At 49.9% G+C, this 16,343-nt stretch carries 13 protein-coding genes and 1 pseudogene; 10 read left to right on the top strand and 4 right to left on the bottom strand.

The window, feature by feature from the left end; all coding sequences use genetic code 11:
* Window positions 1-135 precede the first annotated feature (135 nt).
* The 3 genes from CZ225_RS14785 to CZ225_RS14800 form a co-directional block, all read right to left on the bottom strand.
* Entirely contained in the window at window positions 136-5,109 is a 4,974-nt protein-coding gene (locus CZ225_RS14785) for an N-6 DNA methylase (protein WP_005944238.1), read from the bottom strand.
* A 588-nt stretch (window positions 5,110-5,697) separates the two neighbouring features.
* Window positions 5,698-6,330 (bottom strand): hypothetical protein, encoded by a 633-nt coding sequence (locus CZ225_RS14795; RefSeq protein ID WP_004301315.1) that lies wholly within the window; start codon window positions 6,328-6,330, stop codon window positions 5,698-5,700.
* A gap of 57 nt (window positions 6,331-6,387) precedes the next feature.
* Window positions 6,388-6,612 (bottom strand): DUF7688 family protein, encoded by a 225-nt coding sequence (locus CZ225_RS14800; protein ID WP_004301314.1) that lies wholly within the window; start codon window positions 6,610-6,612, stop codon window positions 6,388-6,390.
* Between the two features lie 480 nt (window positions 6,613-7,092).
* Here CZ225_RS14800 and CZ225_RS14805 point away from each other — a divergent pair, with 480 nt between their 5' ends.
* The 4 genes and pseudogenes from CZ225_RS14805 (at window position 7,093) to cobO (ending at window position 10,168) form a co-directional block, all read left to right on the top strand.
* Window positions 7,093-7,815, top strand: coding sequence for a DUF6577 family protein (locus tag CZ225_RS14805; RefSeq protein ID WP_004301310.1), 723 nt, complete (start codon window positions 7,093-7,095; stop codon window positions 7,813-7,815).
* Window positions 7,812-8,885, top strand: a complete 1,074-nt coding sequence (locus CZ225_RS14810) for a nucleotidyl transferase AbiEii/AbiGii toxin family protein (RefSeq protein WP_004301309.1) — start codon at window positions 7,812-7,814, stop codon at window positions 8,883-8,885. The genes CZ225_RS14805 and CZ225_RS14810 overlap by 4 nt, the downstream gene beginning before the upstream one ends.
* 17 nt (window positions 8,886-8,902) lie before the next feature.
* On the top strand, window positions 8,903-9,616 hold the full coding sequence (locus CZ225_RS14815; RefSeq protein ID WP_032931883.1) for a Dph6-related ATP pyrophosphatase: 714 nt from the start codon (window positions 8,903-8,905) through the stop codon (window positions 9,614-9,616).
* Between the two features lie 33 nt (window positions 9,617-9,649).
* Window positions 9,650-10,168: pseudogene (cobO, locus tag CZ225_RS14820) on the top strand (cob(I)yrinic acid a,c-diamide adenosyltransferase).
* Between the two features lie 148 nt (window positions 10,169-10,316).
* On the opposite strand, the gene CZ225_RS14825 reads toward cobO, so the two are convergent.
* A complete protein-coding gene (locus CZ225_RS14825) occupies window positions 10,317-10,970 on the bottom strand; it encodes a M23 family metallopeptidase (RefSeq protein WP_077154588.1) in 654 nt (217 codons plus the stop codon).
* Between the two features lie 219 nt (window positions 10,971-11,189).
* On the opposite strand from CZ225_RS14825, the gene CZ225_RS14830 reads away from it, so the two are divergent.
* The 6 genes from CZ225_RS14830 to CZ225_RS14855 are packed head-to-tail and all read left to right on the top strand — an operon-like array spanning window position 11,190 to window position 16,343.
* Window positions 11,190-11,948, top strand: coding sequence for a DUF4099 domain-containing protein (locus CZ225_RS14830; RefSeq protein ID WP_004301304.1), 759 nt, complete (start codon window positions 11,190-11,192; stop codon window positions 11,946-11,948).
* A 20-nt stretch (window positions 11,949-11,968) separates the two neighbouring features.
* On the top strand, window positions 11,969-12,193 hold the full coding sequence (locus CZ225_RS14835; protein WP_004301303.1) for a hypothetical protein: 225 nt from the start codon (window positions 11,969-11,971) through the stop codon (window positions 12,191-12,193).
* 16 nt (window positions 12,194-12,209) lie between these two features.
* A complete protein-coding gene (locus CZ225_RS14840) occupies window positions 12,210-13,787 on the top strand; it encodes a hypothetical protein (protein ID WP_004301302.1) in 1,578 nt (525 codons plus the stop codon).
* A 3-nt stretch (window positions 13,788-13,790) separates the two neighbouring features.
* The gene (locus tag CZ225_RS14845; RefSeq protein ID WP_004301301.1) at window positions 13,791-15,179 is read left to right on the top strand and encodes a toprim domain-containing protein; all 1,389 of its coding nucleotides are present in this window, start codon (window positions 13,791-13,793) and stop codon (window positions 15,177-15,179) included.
* Window positions 15,176-15,673, top strand: coding sequence for a PH domain-containing protein (locus CZ225_RS14850; RefSeq protein ID WP_004301300.1), 498 nt, complete (start codon window positions 15,176-15,178; stop codon window positions 15,671-15,673). Before CZ225_RS14845 ends, CZ225_RS14850 begins: the two co-directional genes overlap by 4 nt.
* On the top strand, window positions 15,654-16,343 hold the full coding sequence (locus CZ225_RS14855) for a hypothetical protein (RefSeq protein ID WP_004301299.1): 690 nt from the start codon (window positions 15,654-15,656) through the stop codon (window positions 16,341-16,343). The genes CZ225_RS14850 and CZ225_RS14855 overlap by 20 nt, the downstream gene beginning before the upstream one ends.

The raw sequence follows: 16,343 nt of genomic DNA on the forward strand, positions 1-16,343 counted from the left end.
ATAGCAGTGAAGTAAAGCCTATTTGGGAGGTGTATATAAATGGATATTGCCGCCATCAGATCGGAGTACAAGAAAAATCCCCCTGTCGAGTTATCGCAACCGAACAGAGGGAAAAGGTTAAGATATGATTATGGTTTAAGCGGCCTTAGTAGTAGGTTCGTATTCGGCAGCCGTTGTTTCGGATGGAGTTAGAGAGCGTTCCGCATCCTTGAGACTTTCGTCAATCTTCCGCTGCAGCTCCTTGCACTCCAGTTTGAGTTTTACCAATTCATCGGCTTTGCTCCACTGGCGGCCAACGATGTCCTGCAATATGGGGATTTCGCTTTCAATCCGCTCCACCGTCTTTTGTTGCTTCTCAATAAGTGAGGGCAATTTGTTTAGTGTAGCCTGCGGATATTGAGCAGATTCCACGAAGCCAAGCGGTAACGCACCTGTCAGTCCACAACGGTATTTAAGCCCGCTTGTCCCCTCGACAAAGAACGTGTTTCGGTCAAATGTACCGTTTATGCTGTACTCGCTGCGTACCAGCAAATTCAGCCCTGTAAACGTGCCAATCGTACCATACGCTCCGCTACGGTAGGTTTTGGCGATGCGGTGTAATTCCCGGCCTGTTTCCTCGGCTGTAGCTTGTGGCAGGTTGAGAAGTTGTGTTACTTTTGTCCCCTCGTAAGAGTTGAAGTATTCCCAATCCTTGATGAAACCGGCCTTTGTACGCTGTGTCTTTGCCATATCTTCCTGTCCGGCGGTTATTTTCCGCTCGGCACGGATGCGTTCTTTCTTGAAAATGGTCTGTTCCTTTTCCAACTGCATAATCTTGTTGTCGAGTTTTGCCTTGTTCAGCAAATCGGTGTTGCCGGAAAGGATTGCCACGAACTCGGCGAAGTTCATGCCGTTGTCCTCGTCCATGCCGCCCTCGTCGATACGGCGCACGGCGATTGTGCCGTTATTGATTTGGTTGATGAACATCTGCTTGTTTTTCAGCAAATTGAATTTGTAGGCATCAAGTGTCTTTTCCGTGCCGTAAATCACCACATCCACCACGTTGCCGCCCCACAGTTTCACGGTGTTGCCCTTGCGTACCGCCCTGCCGTTGCGCTGCTCCATGTCAGCCGGTCGCCAGGGAATCTCCAAATGATGCACCGCTACAGCCCTCTGCTGGGCGTTCACCCCTGTTCCTAACATGGTGGTGCTGCCGAAAAGCACACGCACCTTGCCGTTGTTCATGTCCTCGAACAGGCGTTTTCTTGCCCTTTCGGTGGTAGCACACTGGATAAACTGCACTTCATCGGTCGGAATACCGAGGTTCACCAACTTTTCTTTGATGTCGGTATATACGTTCCACTCATTCGGCTTGTATGTGCCGAGGTCGCTGAACACGAACTGCGTACCCCGGTTTTCATTTGAGCGCATATAATATTCATAGATTGTTCTTGCACAGATTGAAGCCTTGTTTTCGGCATCGTCGCTGAACTTGTCGCCCAACAAACGCATATCGAGAGCCATTTTTCGTGCCACATTGGTAGCTACCAACATTTTTGCCTTGTCGAGATTGTCGGGTTCGGGCGTATCAAGTCCCAAATCCTCCCACTGTCCGCTGTGTGCAAAGGAAACCAAACGGCCTATCATTTCCTCCTGCTGGATAGTGGGCGCATGAGAAAGAAAGCGCACATTTTTATCCGGTACATCGAGGTTTATCATGTCGGCGGTGCGGTAGTCGGTAATCTCACGCAGGAACATTGCCAGTTCCGGCACTTTGATGTAGGTGCGGAAACGCTCTTTACGCTTGATTGCACCTGTCACGTTCAGTTCATAATCGGCTGTTTTCTGCGTAAATATCGCCGCCCACGCATCGAAGCAAGAAATCTGCTGACGTTGCAATTCTCTTGGTCTAAGGTACTTAAACATCACATACAGTTCGGTCAGGGCGTTCACAACCACCGTGCCCGAAAGGAATGTTGCGCCGAGGTCACGTCCTGTCCGGTGCTGAATGTCACGGATGGCAAACAGCAGGTTCATCGCCCTTTGCGAGCCTTTGGTATTGCCGATACCGGCAACCCTCGTGTGGCGTGTCTGAAATATTAAGTTCTTGAAAATGTGGCATTCATCGACAAATATGTGGTCTATGCCCATCGAGTGAAAGTCCACCGCATCGTCTTTCCGCTCGTTGATTTTCATTTTCAATTCCTTAAGTTTGGCTGCGAGGTTCTGTTTGCGCTTCTCCAGACCGTCCTGCATCTTTCCGCTGCGGTAGCGCATGGTGGATTGTTCCAAGACTTCCAAATTGCGCTCCACATCGGCCAGTTCTTCGGTGAATATATCTATCATGGTCTGTTCCGATTGCGGTATCTTGGCGAACTGGTCGTGTGTCAGAATGATGCAGTCCCAGTTGTTGTTCTTGATTTTCGAGAATACCTCTTTGCGGTTAGCAGGAGTGAAATCCTCTTTGCCCGGATAAAGCACCTTTGCCGAGGGGTAAGCCTTGCGGAACGTGTCGGCTATTTCGTGAACATTGGCTTTCAAGCCGATAATGAGCGGTTTCTGCACCAATCCGAGGCGTTTCATTTCGTAAGCGGAAACGCACATTATCATCGTCTTGCCCGTGCCTACCTCGTGCCAGCAGATACCGCCGCCGTTCTGCTTAATCATCCAAATGGCATCTTTCTGTGAGGGATAGAGGCTGTCATACGGAAAATTCTCGAAAGAGAGCTGCGGGAAGGTCTGTGCCGAGCCGTCATAATGCGGACGGACATAGCAGTTAAACCGCTCGTTGTACACCCTTACCAATTCGTCCCTTACCTCTATCGGCTGACAGTCGAGCCACTGGTTGAAACGGTTTCTTATCTCCTGTATCTTGGTGGCCGCTTCCTGTATGGCTTCCTCGTCCGGCACTCGTACCGCTTCGCCGTTCCGCTCTATCTCTTTGGTTATTTCGGGAACGGTGTCCTGCAGGGCGTGTACGAACAAATCCTCTCCGTTGTAATTCTTTACGGAATAGGTGTTATAGACTACAGGGGAATATCCTTGTAGCCGCACTAAATAGGTGTCGTTCACGTCAAAATACATCACATCGGTTTCCGTTCCGAAAAGTTCTGTGGCAAAATCGGCGTACAGCTTCGTGTCAATCCAACGCTCGCCCATGTTGATGTCGAGTTCCTCGTAGGGTATCGCTTCGGGTATGGCTTCCTCCAATGCCTTTACAGCGGTTTCCGTCCAGTCCTTTTCCTTGCCTGTGAGATCGGGAAGATAAGAGCCTGTTTCCTTGCTTTTGGCGATGACGTTTCCGGCTATGAACTTGCCTTTGTGTTCCCATTCTCCGGTGGCAGGGTTATAGAATATCTCGCCTTTGAGGTCGTCGATAACCTCGTCCTCGTCCTTGCCTGTGGTCTGCATCAGATAGTCCATATCCACACAGCCGTAAAAGTTAAGGCAGCTTGCCAACGCTTCGCCCGGTGTCAGTTGCACGGTCGTGTCTATCTTCTTGAACGCTACAGGCTCACGCATGATGTCGGATTTGAATATGTCGCCCTTGACCTGCATTTCAATCGTGAACACTTCCACGCCGAGGCTGTCAAGCATGATAAACTCCTTGTTGTCATTAGAGTGGAAAAAGCCCCATTTGGCGACAAAAGCATCATAGCAAGCGTTCAGCCGTTCACGCAAATGCGGCTGTTCCGTCTGTTCCTCCTGCTCTTTGATTGCAAGTTCAAAATATGCCTTGCGGATAGAGAAATAGTCGTTAGCCCTCTCCGTGTTCACCTTGCCCTCGTCCACCGGGACAAAATCGGTGGCCGTCTCTTGGTATAGTTCGGATTTGCGGTATCGGATAATGCCCACCTGCCCCTCAAACAGTACCATTGCACCCTCTTTCATCCACGCTTCCGGCTCGTCCGTATAGGCTCGTCTGCCTTTTGGTGGCTGCTTAACGGCCACACTGCCGAAAAGGGACATTTGCGTGTGTATGCCGTCCTGTCCCTCACTTGTGAAAAGGCTTTTGCGGAAATAGCGGCCAAAGTCGAGTTTGAGCAATGCGGCGAGATACTGCGACATGGCGTTTTCATCACCCTGCCACTGGTATTTGCGTACATACTTGCCGTACTGGTTCATCGCAATGCGGCTGCCTGTGGCGAGGGTGGTTTTCGGTAATGTGAAAAGTTTGTTGGCGTATTCGGTCATTGCGCCTGTCGTGTCTGCCTTTTCCCTGCCGACCTGTAAAAAGAGCTGTTCCCTCTGCGAGAGTGCCGCCTTGTGAGTATGCTTTTGGAAGATCAGTAAATCGCTGCCTACCTCGATGCCGCTTGTGTACATGAAAAGCGTGTCGGGCATACGGATAGCACTAATCAAATCGGCATGGTTCACAAGGTATTCACGCACGAATTTGTTGCTTGGTGTATCGGCCACACCTCTTGATGTGACGAAAGCCAGCAGGCCGCCCTCGTTCAAAAGCTCCAAAGCCTTGACAAAAAAGTAATTGTGTATGGTCTTGGTAGCCTGCTCGTATATGCCGCCTTTCTTCCAGAGTTCCGCATCGAACACACGGAAGTTACCGAAAGGGATGTTGGAGGCTATGACATCGAATTTCGTATGTTCAAAACCCTGTTCGTCTATCGTTTCAAACCCGGCTGTCCGTGTAACCGTGTTGTCATTCAGCAGGGAGAGTATCAGACCCGAAACCGGGTCTTTTTCAATGGCATAGCCGCAGGTGTCGGACATGGCTACCGGGAGGAAACCGCCAATGCCTGCACTCGGTTCGAGGAATGAGCGCATTTGCAGCTCATTGTCCTTGAATGTGGCGTGTATCTGCTTTGCGACTACATCAATAAGGAATTTCGGGGTGTAGAACGCTGTCAGGACAGAGGCTTTCATGGCTTCCGTGAAATAGGGATAGGTGTCGATAAGTTCCTGCAACCGCCTTATCGGTTCTTCCATGTCGCCACTTACAGGCTTGTCTGTGCCGATGTTCAGCACTTCTTTGATACCGCCAAACCCCGAATATTGGGATAAGGTTTCTTTTTCCTCTGGTGTGGCTTGTCTGCCTTGAATGTGGATTTGTAACGCTGTCTTTATCGCTTCCACGTTTGCCACCAATGATTTCAATTTGTTGTAACTCATATTTAACCTTTCTTTTTATTTCCCTCTGTTCGGTCTGTTTGCGACCGCCGGGAAGATTTTTCTGCTTTCGGAAGGTGGCGAGGGACAATCGGACAAGGCTGAACCGGAAAAATACGCTCGACAGAGGGAGAGGAAGATTTTTGCGTGTCACTCGCGGCGGCACGTCGGCATTGGCAAGATTGGCACGGTCGGTTACCTTTGCGGAAAATTCTATCCCGTAGGTCGCACGGCAGCGGACTTGGGTTTAATGGGAATCCGTTAGAAAAGGAAAGATTATGGGTAAAAGAGTGAAGCGGTCAGCCGGGACGGACTTTCCGACGGACTGTCTTGGGACTACAGAGGGCAGGATTTATCCCGCCCCCTGTAATGCCAAGTCTGTCCGTGTCCGTCCTTTTGCAAAAAGGGGCTTCACACACTTTATGTAACATGTTACACAAAATGCGTGAGGTTGCTTGAAGCAAACTGGCCGCAGGATGTAAGGCTATAAGAGGGAGAACAGGAGTTTTATAAAAGGTCGTTGGTCGATCGGAACAACAAACCGTACCGAGACTTTGCCCGATACGGTCTTGTCGTTGCCCTGCATATAACTCAGTCTATGTCATAGCCTATCATGTATTCATCGTTGATAAGCAGATAATAGTAGCCGTTGCCACAATTCCGGTACTCTTTGCTGAATCCTGCCGCCATATCGCCATTTTCGCGTGGCTCGCACCACAGCGTACCGTCATAGCCGCAAAAGTCGAAGCGTCCGGTGGAAAACTTTTCACCTTGCTTCAGTGCCGTTCTGAAACGAGCCATATCCCAACTGCCGCAATACTTCTCGATGGTGGCAAGTCCGATACACTTGCCGTCGATGCGTGTGCCGGTCGTGATGCGGTTCTCGTAGAGGGATTTATCCAAATCGGCATTAGCGATTTTGCGAAGCCAATCATTCGTATGCGTGGCAAGCCGGGCAAGTTTCTGGTATTTCAAGACCAGTTTCTTTTCTATGTCCGCTGCATCTTCGGGAGAGGATGACGGATAGTATATCTTCTCAATGCTTGCCCAATCTGTGAAGATGTACCCGCTTTTGCGTTTTCCGAGTGCGATAATGCCGATGACGTTTTCGTTGCGGTTGATAAACAGCCGTCTGCGTTTTCCTGCAATCCTTACATATAAGGATGTAGGATTTTGTTCGTTGCGTAGATAGGCTTCTGCCGGATGAATTGTTGTTGTTTCCATATCTGTATAAATTTGTATAAATTTTGATTTTTGCTGTTCCTATTTTGGTTTACCTGTTCAAAGTTCCGGGATTGTGCCGTTCTTATATAGAACACCGTTCCGATAATGGGACACGATACCCGGCTTAAGTCCCATTTCCTCAAAGGCTATATGCCTGATATAGTCCTTGTATTCTTTGCCAATGAAATTCTTTCCACAAAGGTTGTTGAAAATCATAGGGACGGAAAAACCGTCTTCGCTCGACAATATCACTCTGCCGTCTTGTCTAATTTCTTCTACCATACTTGTTTACTTTTAATTGGTTGAACTATCATGCTGATTTTTATTTTTCCCTGCTTTCGTTTGCCGTGCAGGTTTGTTTTCAGCTTTTTGAGGCAGCCAGAGGATGAAGCTGTGGCATCATAAGCCAAACCCGGATAGAAAACCGACCGTGCAACAGTCTGTTTTCGTCATCCGAATGCAATGCGGCTTGGCGATTATGCGCTTCGTCCTACATTCGCCGACGAAAAGAGTAAAGAATGACCTGCCGATAAACGAGATGTGACAACAATAAAACAGGAAAATACGATTTGGTAAATTGTCATTGTACAATATTGAACAATCACTAAATATCGGCACAATTTTAATTTAGTGCCGATATTTAGTAGATGATGACAAAAGGTTATTTACATATAGATTGTTTTAAATAAATACAAATTTTCGGCACTATTCAGAAATAGTGCCGAAAATTTGCTATATTTGCAGGCAAAAACAGGATATAATATGAGTAACAAAACAACGACATCCATACTTGAATACGCTGAAGTACACCGTGATTTCAGCATGGATGACTTGTTTGCCTATCTTCACGAAAAGGTTGGCATAAGCAAGTCTTCCTTGTCATGGTATCTGTTCAAGCTCGTGAATGAAAATGCATTGGTCAGAACCGGACGCGGAATGTATGCTAAAGTCATGAAACAGTCCTTTGTTCCTAAACTCATAGGTGAAGTAAGAGAAATTTACGATTCGTTGCTGGTCAATTTCCCATTTGCGAAGTTCTGCGTCTATCAGGGGGATATTATCGCAACCTTGCAGCATCACCTTTCTTCCAACCGTGTTGTCTATGTGGAAACAGACAGGGATTCGGCAGAAACGGTTTTCAACTTTTTGAAAGACGGGAACCGTGACGTCTATCTGCGACCGGACAAAGATATGATTTACCGATATGTAGATATGGACAGCCGTGTCTTTTTTGTGAAAAATTTGGTCTCGGAAGCTCCTTTGCAGAAAGTATCAGATGTACCGATGCCTACACTGGAAAAGCTGTTGGTGGATATATTGAGGGATGCGGATTTCTTCTACCTACAAGGCAGTGAAAGCGAGCATATCTTTGAAAATGCCTTTAATCTGTACGCTGTCAATCGAAATCGGCTATTCAGGTATGCCGGCAGACGTAAGGCAAAAGAAGAAATATTGTCCATATTAGAAAATCTGAACATAAAATGATAAAGAAGGAGTGTTTTACGGCAGAATGGATCGAACAGGTTTCATCCGAATTGCACTATAATGATAAAAATCTGATAGAGAAAGTAATCCGTGCCCTGTCCCTGCTTGAAATGCTGGTTAAAGCCGGGTGTCCACTGGTTTTTAAGGGAGGAACGGCACTTATGCTCATACTTGGGAAATCTGCTCATCGTCTGTCAATCGACATTGATCTTATCTGTCCCCCTGGAACCAACATTGAAGACTATCTGAAATCATTTGCCGATTTCGGCTTCATCAATCTGGAACTTGTGGAACGCAAGCAACGGGATGATGCGGATATTCCCAAGAGCCATTCCAAGTTTTTCTATCAGATTGCATACCGAAATGACACCGATGCACAATCCTATATCCTGCTGGATGTACTCTACGAGGACATTCATTATTTCCGTACCCAACAAATAGCTATCAACTGCCCGTTCATACGGTTGGAAGGAAAACCATTGATGGTAACAGTCCCGTCCGCAGAAGATATTTTGGGCGATAAACTGACGGCTTTCGCTCCCAACACAACTGGAATACCTTATTACAGGAATGGAAGGTCCTGTTCGATGGAGATAGCCAAACAGCTTTATGATGTGGGGCGGCTGTTTGAAAATGTTTCAGACCTGCAGATTACCAAAGAAGCGTTCCGTAAGATTGCGGTGGTCGAACTTTCATACCGGTCTTTCGGAACGGACATAGGGCAAGTTTTCAATGACATCCGCCAAACGGCACTTTGTATCTCCACACGGGGAAAAGCCGGAGAAGGAGACTTCGACCTGATACAAGACGGAATCATCCGTGTCAAATCATTCATGTACAAGCAGCGTTATCTGATAGACCATGCCATTATTGATGCAGCAAGAGCGGCTTATTTAGCCACGTTAATTGAAAAGGGAATCAATGAAATAGAATCTTATTCCAACAACCCTGCCGATATAAAGGATATGGTCATCCGACCTTCGCTGCCCAACAAACTGAATAAGCTGAGAAGCAACCTACCGGAAGCCTACTACTATTGGGCAAAAACGAGTGAGTTATTGGAAGCATGAAGTTTTACGAACATCGAATGGAAAAGATAAAAGCCGTATTCAACTGGAGCGGGGGAAAAGACTCCGCGCATGCCCTTTGGCGAGCTCGTCAATCGGAGCTATACGACATCGTTGCCCTGCTCACCACAATCAATCGTGACTCGCAACGCTCCAGCATGCACGGTATCCCACTCCCCTTGCTTCAGGCACAAGCAGACAGTATAGGTATTCCCCTGCATATCGTGAATCTCACACCCCAGGGGAACCTTGAAAATTACGCAGAGGCCATGACTTGCGCAGCCCTACATTTCAAGGAGCAAGGAGTAACCCATTTTATTTTCGGGGATATTTACTTGCACGATGTCCGTGCCTACAGGGAGCGACAACTCGCACCACTCGGAATAGAGGTTGTGGAGCCGTTATGGGGAGTAGTCTCCTCGGAAATCGTCATGCAGCAATACCTCGCTTCCGGACTGAAGACGGTCATCGTGACCACGCAAGCCGATGGCTTGGGAATGGATGCCATCGGTCGCGAGGTAGATGCCGACTTTATTGCCTCTCTCCCCAAGGAAATGGATCACAACGGAGAAAACGGAGAATACCACACGTTCTGCTACGACGGACCGATATTCTCCTCACCCGTACTTTTCCGACTGGGAACTCCCTTTAGCCAAAGTTATGACATCCGGCTTGAGGATGGCACGATTCAAACCTATACTTATTGTTTTGCCCATCTTTCCGCCGAACCATAACACGGATTACATTTGCAATCATAAATCAACAATATGGAAAACAAAGGATATATACATGTCTATACTGGCAACGGGAAAGGAAAGACAACGGCCGCATTTGGGCTTGCCATTCGAGTTTTGTGTGCCGGAGGAAGCGTCTTCATCGGACAATTCGTAAAGAACATGAAATATAATGAAACCAAGATCTAACATCTGTTTAACAACGTCCGCATCCAGCAATTCGGTCGGGGGTGCTTTATTGAAAAGAAGCCGGCACAAGAAGATATTGACGCAGCTTATGCGGGATTGGAAAGCTGCAAACAAATTCTCGCTTCGGGAGAGTATAATCTGGTCGTGCTCGATGAACTAACCATTGCCCTGTATTACGAGTTGCTTTCTATTGAGGAGGTATTGACGGCGATTTCTCGACGACATTCCGGGACAGAGTTGGTAATCACGGGACGGTACGCTCCGGCAGAATTGATCGACATAGCCGACTTGGTCACGGAGATGCGAGAAGTCAAACATTATTACACGGAAGGCGTCCTCTCCCGCAACGGGATAGACCGTTAGAGTCCGATCTCCCTACTCGGTCTTGGTTTCACAATCATTCAAATAAAAAATTACGATAAGTTCCAAAATGAAAAGTTCCCTGTTTTAATCGAAAACCACATCACCTAATGACACTCTTTTCGATTAGCGTTTGGCGACATAAACACTCTTACAACAGTCTGCTCAAAGCTGAAATGCACTCCTGCTGTGTAGTCCGGATGTAATCGAAAACGACCGACGGATCGACACTCTTGCCATTTAGCTTGCAGGTTATGTGCAAGTGCTCGCCTGTACTTCGTCCGGTCGAGCCGGTAATACCGACGGCATCACGGGGACGGACTACCGTACCCTTGGCGGTCAGCACCCGTGAAAGGTGGCAATAGCTGACGGTGTAATTTCCGTGCCGCATGGTCACATACTTGCCGGACGTCTTGTCCTGTCCCACTTTGACGACCACCCCCTCCATCATGGCCAATACCTGCTCGCCCCGTGCGTGCAGGTCGATACCGCCGTGAAACTTCCTCTTTCCGGTAAACGGGTCTTTCCGGTAGCCGTATGGTGATGTAATTCTGATGCGCTGCAATGGATAAGACACACTGAGATAACGGTCAATCCACAACTTCTTACTTTCATCGGCAGGTTTTGTCGAAGTCTCCTGTACAGGAGCCATGCTTTCGGGTGTCGGCTCCGGCTTTTTCATACCCTCCTGCAAGGCTTCTACCTTGTATCTTTCTGGTGTCTTGGCAATCGTGTTGAACTGCGCCTGAGCGGGCATCGTGCAGAATGAAACACCCGATATTGCTATCAGTAAAATTTTTCTCATTCGGCAAAGTTATAACGGGAGTTTTCATGTCGGAAACAAACAGCCGTCATTTCTTGTATTGGTTTGATATTTTGCGTCTATTAGTACGATTTGAATTGAATAATCGTACTAATGAAGATAAAAACAGCATATTATAACCATTTATATAGCTGTATTTTTGTCCGTCATAATAAGATGTCTCTATCTTTGTATAGTACAATTTTATAATATGAATATAGTATGAAAAAAGTTCAGATTGAATTTGATGAATTACCTTTTCCGACACTGGAACGATTCGGTCTCACACGGGAGATGATTGAGGATTTGCCGATGCGTGTGTTGGACGACATCTGCGATGGTCGGCATTCTCCCGTGCTTCCCGTGCGTGTCACGGACGAGCATGGCGGGCAAATAGAGAGCCGTAGCCGCTTTGCCTTTATCCGCATGGACAACGGTCAGGTGGATGTGGTCTTCTATCCGGCACTGAAATCCTCTCCGTTGGAACGGTATGACGAAGCGCAGCAGAAACAGTTGCTCGACGGCAAGGCGATTGTCGCCGACGTGGAAATGGCGGACGGCCGGAGCAGCAAGGCTTTCGTGCAGATTGACACCGAGACGAAACAGGTGATGTATGTCCCCACGCCCATCATCGCACGCAACCTGAAAGTGCTGGCCGAGGTCATGCGCCTCGGTGCGGTGGAGGTAAACGGGATGCAGCACGGCGAGCCGCTGACGGTCGTCGTGGACGGCGAGTCTGCTACAGTGGGCATAGACCTTCATGCCAAGACCGGCATCCGCTTCTGTTCGGGCGACGCGCAGCAATGGCGCAACCAGCCCAAGCGCGAGTGGGACAAATACACCTTCGGGTGCTACGGTTGCTGGATCATGGACGATGACGGCAACCTTGACTACGTTTCGGAAGAGGACTACACCGAGGAGTTGTGGAACGAACAGAAGAAGAGCGGCGAACGCAACCGTGCGGCAGCCCTCCACAAGTAAAAACAATCAATCCGTAGATTATGGCACAAAACGAATATTATCCCGAAGAGGTACTTGTCGGGAAGATGCAGAGCGGCGAATACGGCTGGCTCGATTACGTCAATCATTTCTCCGCCGACTGGCAGGAGGAATACGCCCGTTACTGCGAGGAAAAGGGGCTTGCTGTCGGCAACGAATCCGCTGCCGAGTTTGTCCGCTTCAAGGACGAACAGCTGGAGGCAGCAATGGAACGCGGCGACGCATAACGAAAACAATCCGACTATGGCGATACGAACGAATACCAATCCCCGGCAGATGGACTTGCAGCCCGAAATGCGCAATATGCTGATGCGTAACGGCCTGCAAGCCCATGTTGCGCTTGATGGTTCAGGGTATCGGCTGATTGTGCAGGGGCATAATTCTCCGCTGCTGGTCTATCCGATAAGCGAACGTCAGATGTTGGCACTCACGGACTGGGGAACCAATACGGCCAACAAGAAAGCCTACAACGTGCTCACGAGCATCGTGGGCAAAGACTTCTATATGCCAAAGAACTTCGTCCATGCCCGCAATGCCAACGGGCGTGTGGCTATGGGGCTGCACGGCTACCGCATCGGCATCGGCGAGTACGGTCGCATGGGACGGATGGGAATGCCCCCGCCGTTCCTCGGCTGGACGCCACGCAACCAGTGGGGCTTGCACCTGCGCAGGGTCGGCGGCCAACTGTTCTTTCCGGGGCCGTCCATCGTACCCGAACGTCCCGACGGGCGCATGAAGCCCGGCGAGTTGCAATCGGGCGGTTACGGATTCTATTACAAGGGGCATCAACAGGCGCAACCCGTACAGCAACGGGACGTTCTGCAGGACTTGCAGGCGGTCATCACGCCGATGGTCAGCCGTCCGCGCAGCGGGGAACCGGCACGGTCGTACAAGGAGCTTATAGCCTCTCCGGTCTATTTTTCCAACGAGAAATTGGCGGAGTGCCTTGCCTCGCACGGTCTTGTCGTGGATGCGGAAAGGCGGACGCTGACTGTGCAGTCGGAAAGCGTCCAAGCCGATATGGTCTATGACCTGACGGAAAAGGAAGTGAGGACACTGGTTGCCGCACCCATCGAGGAACAACCCGTAGAAAAACGTCTGGAACTGCTGAACGGCATTATCGGGGCTGACTTTTCCGACAAAGTGACGATGGAGGCTCTCAACAGCGATCAACGCATCGCTATCGGCCTGCATCCCGAAGTACAGCAGGATTTGGAACAACGCCAACGGCAGGAGCAGGAGGCTTTCATGCCGGTGGAAACCTCGCTGCAACAGCAAGAGGAATCCATACAGGGCTATGTCGGTGCGGCAGTGGACGGGCGTGACCTCCAGTTTCTGAATGAAAACAAGGGATGGTATCGGGAAGAGAAGCACGGGCGGGAAGTTGAAGTGAGCCAGATAGCCGTTCAACCGGCACAAACCGAGGGGAAATACAGGATGACCGCTGTTATCGACGGTCAGGCTATCAGCCATGAGATAACCCAACGGGATTACGACAAGTTCCTTGCTGTGGATGATTATCACCGGATGAAGCTCTTTTCCAAGATTTTCAGCGAAGTGGACATGAAAACACGCCCGGAAGCACAACGGGGGCTCGGTACGAAAATCTTTGCCGCCCTCACCGCAGGTACGGTAGTCGCGGCGGGTGTCGCGCACGGCATCCACCATCACTGCCATGCCCCGGAGTTCTACGGCGAGTGTTTCGGCGGTCCGCCACGCCCGTACATCAAGCTGGGGGTCGATACACCGAGGGATATGGCCATCCGTTGTTTCGAGGCAGAGATGAACCGTGAAATCAATGATATGAGAATGGGGAGGTAAACCATGAGAGAGGGCGAACTGACTTATGACGATTTTCTGCGCAGGCTGAACATTCAGGACGTGCTTATCGACGCGGGCTATCACCTGAACCGGCGCGACGGCCTGCGCTATCCCTCGTATGTCCGGTTGGACAGCGAGGGGCGGCGCATCCGCAACGACAAGTTCATTGTCACGCAGCAAGGGAAATGCTGTTTCAAACCGCAACAGCAGAAGTCGTATAACATCATTTCCTTTATCAAGGAGCATCCGCATTTTTTTGCGGAATACCGTACAGGCGTGTCTCCCGACCGACTGGTAAACCTTGTCTGTAACCGGTTGCTGAACCATCCCGTCGCTGACCGGGACATCCGGATTATCCAGCCTAAACGGGATGTGAAGCCGTTTGACATGGCGGATTACGACATTCACCAGTTCAATCCGCAGGATCGGGCGACACAAAAGAAGTTCTATCCGTTCTTCAAGCATCGGGGCATCGACCTTTACACGCAGTATGCCTTTCATCGGAACTTCTGTCTGGCGACGAAGCATCGTGAGGACGGCATGAAATACACCAACCTCGCCTTTCCGCTGACCGTTCCGAAAGATACGGGACAGGTTGTCGGTCTGGAAGAGCGAGGCCGCCCTCGCATGGATGGCAGCGGCAGTTATAAAGGGAAGGCGGAAGGGAGCAATTCGAGCCAAGGGTTATGGATTGCCAGCCCAGCCAAAACTACGCTTACCGAAGCCAAGCATATCTACTGGTTCGAGAGTGCATACGACGCGATGGCCTATTACCAGCTTCATCAGGCCAACGACAAGGATTTGCGGAAAGCGGTCTTCATATCTACCGGCGGTAACCCGACGGTGGAACAGATGCGGGGTGTCCTCACGCTCTCGCTTCCTGCCAAGCAACACATCTGTTTCGATACCGACCTTGCGGGAATCGAGTTTGCCAAGAACCTGCAACAGGAGATGTACCGGGTTGTCCGTTCCACCATCGAGGAGACACCGGAGCGGAAGCCTTATCTGGATTCCGTTACTGACGGCAAGAACCTCGATGAAGGTGACATAGACCTGTTGCCCGACGCTTTGCGGTCGAGCTACGGGAAATATGAATCCGCATGGGAAGAAGCCATGTCGATGCGTTCGAGCGGCCTGTGCCATCCGGACGACATACGGGAACAGACGGATATCATGAACGGAAATTACAAGGAGTTCCGTGAAGGATTGCGGGAGTTCCTCGGTCTGGACAAGGCGAATGACGCCTCTTTTGTCCGTGAACAGCCTACCTATCCCAACAAGGACTGGAACGAACAGCTTTTGGCCGAGCAGAAACAGGAAGAGACGGTCGATGAGACACAGGCGAGAGAACAGTCACCGGAAGAGGAACAACAAACACACTTTCGCCGATGATGACCGATGCACCCACAGGACATTTCCAAAGTATCGTGCTGCAACCGCACGCCGGACAGTTCGTTATCGACGAGCTGCCCGCAATCGTATTGTGCTGTGCAGCATGGGTGTATGGTGGCATGGAGGGACTGCCTCTGACAGCTCTTGCCGTATCGGTTGCCGCATTGCTTGCTTTGGTATTGCTGTACCGTTTCATCTATCTGCGCCGGACACGCTACCACATCGGTAGCGAGCAGCTTATCAGCAGGCATGGGGTGCTGTCCCGGAAGACGGACTACATGGAACAATACCGTATCGTGGACTTTGTGGAACACCAAAACCTCATGCAGCAGCTTTGCGGATTGAAGACGGTACGCATATTCTCGATGGACAGGAATACGCCCCGGCTTGATTTGGTAGGTATCAGACACAACTTCGATGTGGTAACGCTTATCCGGGAACGGGTCGAGTATAACAAACGAAAAAAGGGAATATATGAAATCACGAATCATTAGCCTGGTCATTTTTGCCGTCTGCATGATGCCACACTGGGCGAAAGCACAAATCACGGCATCCAATCCGTTGGAATGGATGGCGTTGGCCGAGGGCAACGAGGTCATCAATGACCAGATAGAGAAACAGATAAACGGTCAGACGAAGACAGCGATGCTGCAGAACAGCATCGCCGCCGAGTTCAACCGCATTCACAAATGGGAGAAGCAATATAACAGCTATCTCAAGACGGCAAGCGGCTACGCTTCGTCGCTGAAAGCCTGCACCCACCTCTACAACGACGGCGTGAGAATCTTTCTCACGTTAGGGAAACTGGGCAACGCCATCAGGAACAACCCGCAGGGCATCATTGCCTCCATAAGCATGAACAACCTCTATATCGAGACGGCAACGGAACTGGTATCGGTCTTCACACTCCTGAATGACGCAGTGGCCAAGGGCGGCAAAGAGAATATGCTCACGGGAGCGGAACGCAGCAAGACCCTGTGGGCGTTGAACGACAAACTTTCGGCTTTCAGCCGGAAGCTACACCTGCTCTACCTGAGCATACGATACTATACCCTCAATGACATGTGGAACAATGTGACGGCCGGGATGCTCGACCGCAACAATGGGGAGGCGGCACGGATGGCCATGACCCGTTGGCGCAGGGCTGCCGTCCTCGCACGATAA

This window comes from Bacteroides bouchesdurhonensis (assembly GCF_900155865.1).
GTDB lineage: Bacteria > Bacteroidota > Bacteroidia > Bacteroidales > Bacteroidaceae > Bacteroides > Bacteroides bouchesdurhonensis.